Here is a 4,397-nt window from a genome sequence, read left to right as displayed (position 1 = left end):
AAAACAATTTAATCTGACATAAAACTATTTCAGTTCATCATAAGCTAAGTTCGTATTTAATAAATAAATATATTAAGACTCAGTAAGCTGAATTAACCTTACAAAAAATCTATAAAGTTATAGGCGTTAAACTTGCAATTTAACCTGTTTTAAGCTGTAATCAATGGCATAACGCAATCTGTTTAAACTTGACGTTAATTCAAACTACGCACACTAAAACTAACCCCTCATCTAAAAAGTATTTGTCTGCCCCTATTTTGCTATCAAATTTGTACAAGGCGATTGTTCTCTATTATGGTCAATAAAAGCAAAACTTTTTTCTACTCAGATATACCTTTGGCCCAGCGGATGCGACCGACAACTTTAGAACAAGTTATTGGACAAACTCACTTGCTTGCACCCGGTGCACCTATTCGCCGTTTTGTTGAACATGGTCATTTGCCTTCCTTAATCTTACACGGTGAGGCAGGTATTGGTAAGACTACCATTGCCATGTTACTCGCTGATGCTGTAAATCGGCCTTTTTACCCCCTATCAGCGATTAATACCGGCGTCAAACAGTTGCGTGAAGTATTGGACGCCGGTCAGAAATCCGGTCAAAGTGGGTTAGACTTTGCGCCACCAGTGGTCTTCATTGATGAGATTCACCGCTTTAATAAAGCGCAACAAGATGCTCTTTTGGGGGCTGTTGAGTCTGGAGATATCACACTAATCGGCGCCACAACTGAGAATCCGTCCTTTAGTGTCAATAATGCGCTACTCTCACGCTGTCAGGTGTATCGTTTGGAGCCATTGACAGAAGAGCAAATTGAGAAATTAGTGCAGCGCGCCATCATTGAAGATAAGTTTTTGTCAAAGTTGAACATTCAGCTACAAGCCACCTCACAAATAGCCAAGTTGGCACATGGGGATGCACGAAAATCGCTAAATTTACTTGAAATGGCAATACAAGCGGCAGACCATAATCAGTCGCCTCTCTTGATTGACGATGAGCTATTGTCCCGTGTGGCTCAAACGGCGTTGCAGCGCTATGACAAAGATGGTGATCAGCATTACGATATCATCTCAGCAATGATTAAATCGGTACGTGGCTCAGATCCTGATGCCGCTTTATACTGGATGGCTCGAATGTTAGTCGCTGGCGAGCCGCCTGAGTTTATTGCCCGTCGTTTGGTAATATTGGCCAGTGAAGACATCGGTAATGCTAATCCCAATGCGCTATTGTTGGCCGATGCCGCCCTGCGCTCTGTGAAAATGATTGGTATGCCTGAAGCACGCATTATCCTAGGTCAAGTGGTGGTGTATTTGGCGACGTCTGCTAAGAGCAATAGCACTTATTTGGCAATCAATAAAGCAATGCAACTGGCTCAACAAGACCAATCCCCTGTGCCATTACATCTACGCAACGGGGTTACCAAGCTCATGCAATCTCAAGGCTATGGCGAGGGCTATCTATATCCGCATGATTATCCAAATCACTATCAGCCGCAACAATACTTGCCAGACAATTTAATCGGTACTCAATTTTATCACTATGCCGATAACCAACGAGAGCAGCATAGTTTTAAGTTTATGCACTGGTTACAGGCTCAGTCTAATAGCAATCAATTCAATGATGAATAGCTCAATACACCATTCGTAAATCCTTTGTAACTGCAACCTTATAAAAGCATTTGAACAAACCAAATTTATGAAAACTAGCTTATAACAAAGCTTCTTATAAATCTTCTGCTGAATTATCAAAGGCAATGATTGATAGCAGTGAATGGCACTCAAGGTCAGTAAAGGTTACAATAGTCAGCATGCTTTAAACCTATTATCATTTATTACCCCTAAATATCAGTTATTATTATTTGATATTAACTCATACCAATAGATATCACTTAACACCTTTAATCAAAAGCTACTAAATATATAAGAGACAAATCCATATGCCATTAGATAATATTAAAGACATCATTGAAGACATTCGTGCAGGCAAGATGGTCATTTTGATGGACGATGAAGATCGAGAGAATGAAGGCGATCTGATCATGGCCGCTACCCATGTTAATAGTGAGGCCATTAACTTTATGATTACCCATGCTCGTGGCTTGGTCTGCTTGACCTTGACCGAAGAGCGCTGTCGTCGTCTTGAACTACCTCTCATGAGCGATCGCAACGAAGCCAAGTTCAGTACCAACTTTACCGTTTCTATTGAAGCTGCTGAAGGCGTGACCACAGGTATTTCTGCTGCTGATCGTGCACGTACGGTACAAGCTGCGGTATCTGCCACTGCCAAAGCAGAAGATATCGTGCAGCCCGGTCATATCTTCCCAATTATGGCGCAACAAGGCGGTGTTTTACACCGTGCCGGTCATACTGAAGCCGGTTGCGATTTGGCTCGATTGGCCGGTCTAGAACCTGCCGCCGTTATTGTTGAAATTATCAATCCAGATGGCACCATGGCTCGCCGTGATGACTTAGAAAAATTCGCTGCAGAACACGATTTAAAAATCGGTACCATTGCTGACTTAATTAACTATCGTATTGCCAATGAGCAAACTGTCAATGAGGTCAGCAAACGTCCTTTTGAGACAGACTTCGGTACTTTTATGCTGTATCAATTCAAAGAGTATGGCGCCACTGAAACTCACTTGGCATTAGTCAAAGGTAACTTAAGCGAAGGTATTAGCACTGTGCGTGTTCATGGTTTCCATCCGCTACGGGATTTATTTTCTGCCAAACGTGATGCTACCGGTCGCAGTGGTTGGAGTATCCAGAGCTCTTTACAAGAAATTAGCCAATCTGAGCGAGGCGTCTTGGTCTGGATTGGCAGTAATCAACCAGTTGATTTGGGCGAAGCACTTGAACGTGCCAGCAACAATCAGTCCGTATCTACTTTATCAAACCAACCTTACCGTAGCATCGGGGTAGGCGCTCAGATTTTACGTCATTTAGGGGTACGTGATATGCGCTTGTTATCGACACCGCTTAAGTTTAATGCACTGTCAGGTTTCGATCTTAATGTGGTGGAGTGCATTGACTCTCCAAACACGCCCGCATCTTAGTATTTAAACAAAGTTTATGTTTGATTCATTAAACCCTTAAAGCTGTTGCAGCCGTTATATTGAGCTGCAACACAAGGTTTAATGAATAAAAATATAATTTTATAAACTTCCCTTAAAATCAAATCCTCTTAAATAGTACTATTCATTTAGCCTTTTTTCTTTTCTAGTTTTCTTTTTTCTTTCATTTTCCGCTTTTCTTTGCTGCTTTTCTTTTATAGCGCTTTAGCCTTGTTTCATCCCCTTGTATTACCTATACTGGAAGCTGCTTTACAATATACCTAAATGGATTTAAGTATGGAAACTCTTTCTGTGGCCTTGTTACCACTGGTGTTAGGCTTTATCATGTTTGCATTGGGACTTTCAATGCGACTGGTAGATATGAAATACGTTCTTAAGGCACCTAAGCCCTTCCTCATTGGTTTTGTCTCACAATTAATTATCTTACCGTTGTTTACCTTGCTGCTGATTGTTCTACTTAAGCCAGATCCTGTCTTTGCGTTTGGCTTTATGTTACTAAGCTTTTGTCCGGGCGGTATTACCAGTAATGTGCTTAGTAAGCTAGTAAATGGCAATTTGGCCTTATCTGTAGCGCTGACGTCCGTGATGAGCTTAGTCTCTATAGTCACCGTTCCCATTTTGACCACCATTGCCTATAGCTACTATCTAGGCTCAGAGTCTGGTCAAGTGAGTATGCTGAGTATGGGACTTAAGATGTTTTTCATCACTGCCCTGCCAGTTGGTCTTGGTATATTGGTCAATGAAAAAGCCAAAACCTTCAGCGATAAACACCGTAGTAAGTTTATGAAAGTGGCATTGGTGTTGTTTGTGCTGTTGGCGCTTCTAGCAATATTTAGTAATCACGAGGTGCTGCTCGATGATACGGGTAAGATGATTATGATGACTATTACCTTAATCATGTCTTTGTTTATCATCGGTATTGGTATTCCAAAACTGCTTGGCGTGTCTTGGCACGATGCAAAGACCCTTGGGATCGAAGTCGGCATTCAAAACAGCACGATGGCCATAGCACTCTCAGGTGTCTTGGCAGTATCGATAGGAAGCATCGATACAGTTTTGCCAGCCTTTGCATTACCGGCGGCCATATATAGTGTAATCATGTATCTTTTGGTGGTGCCATATATTTTATTATTTAGGAAGTTTGAGTAAGACAGCTCTTTATATTGGTTTGTATTGGGTTGTATTGAGTTGTAATGTTTGACAATCACCTATCAGTGTTTTAATAGTTTGCTTACTTTTACATAAGCTTTCTTTATTAGTCTTAGTAAACCTACTATTCTATTAAAATACCTTTTATGATAACCTTGATTCGGATGCTTTAAATGAATG

General features: G+C 41.1%; 3 protein-coding genes. All 3 read left to right on the top strand.

The genetic code is table 11. From position 1 onward, the window contains the following. Positions 1-294 precede the first annotated feature (294 nt). The 3 genes from QZ265_RS09940 (at position 295) to QZ265_RS09930 (ending at position 4,217) form a co-directional block, all read left to right on the top strand. Positions 295-1,623, top strand: a complete 1,329-nt coding sequence (locus tag QZ265_RS09940) for a replication-associated recombination protein A (protein ID WP_296405779.1) — start codon at positions 295-297, stop codon at positions 1,621-1,623. A 308-nt stretch (positions 1,624-1,931) separates the two neighbouring features. Continuing rightward, a complete protein-coding gene (gene ribBA, locus QZ265_RS09935; protein ID WP_296405777.1) occupies positions 1,932-3,050 on the top strand; it encodes a bifunctional 3,4-dihydroxy-2-butanone-4-phosphate synthase/GTP cyclohydrolase II in 1,119 nt (372 codons plus the stop codon). 294 nt (positions 3,051-3,344) lie between these two features. Then, positions 3,345-4,217, top strand: coding sequence for a bile acid:sodium symporter (locus tag QZ265_RS09930; protein ID WP_296405775.1), 873 nt, complete (start codon positions 3,345-3,347; stop codon positions 4,215-4,217). Positions 4,218-4,397: the final 180 nt, after the last annotated feature.

Source organism: Psychrobacter sp. (genome assembly GCF_018260395.1).
In the GTDB taxonomy this organism is placed as follows: domain Bacteria; phylum Pseudomonadota; class Gammaproteobacteria; order Pseudomonadales; family Moraxellaceae; genus Psychrobacter.
The sequence above is the reverse complement of the archived record's forward strand: the minus strand, read 5'-3'. Positions and strand labels throughout refer to the sequence as shown.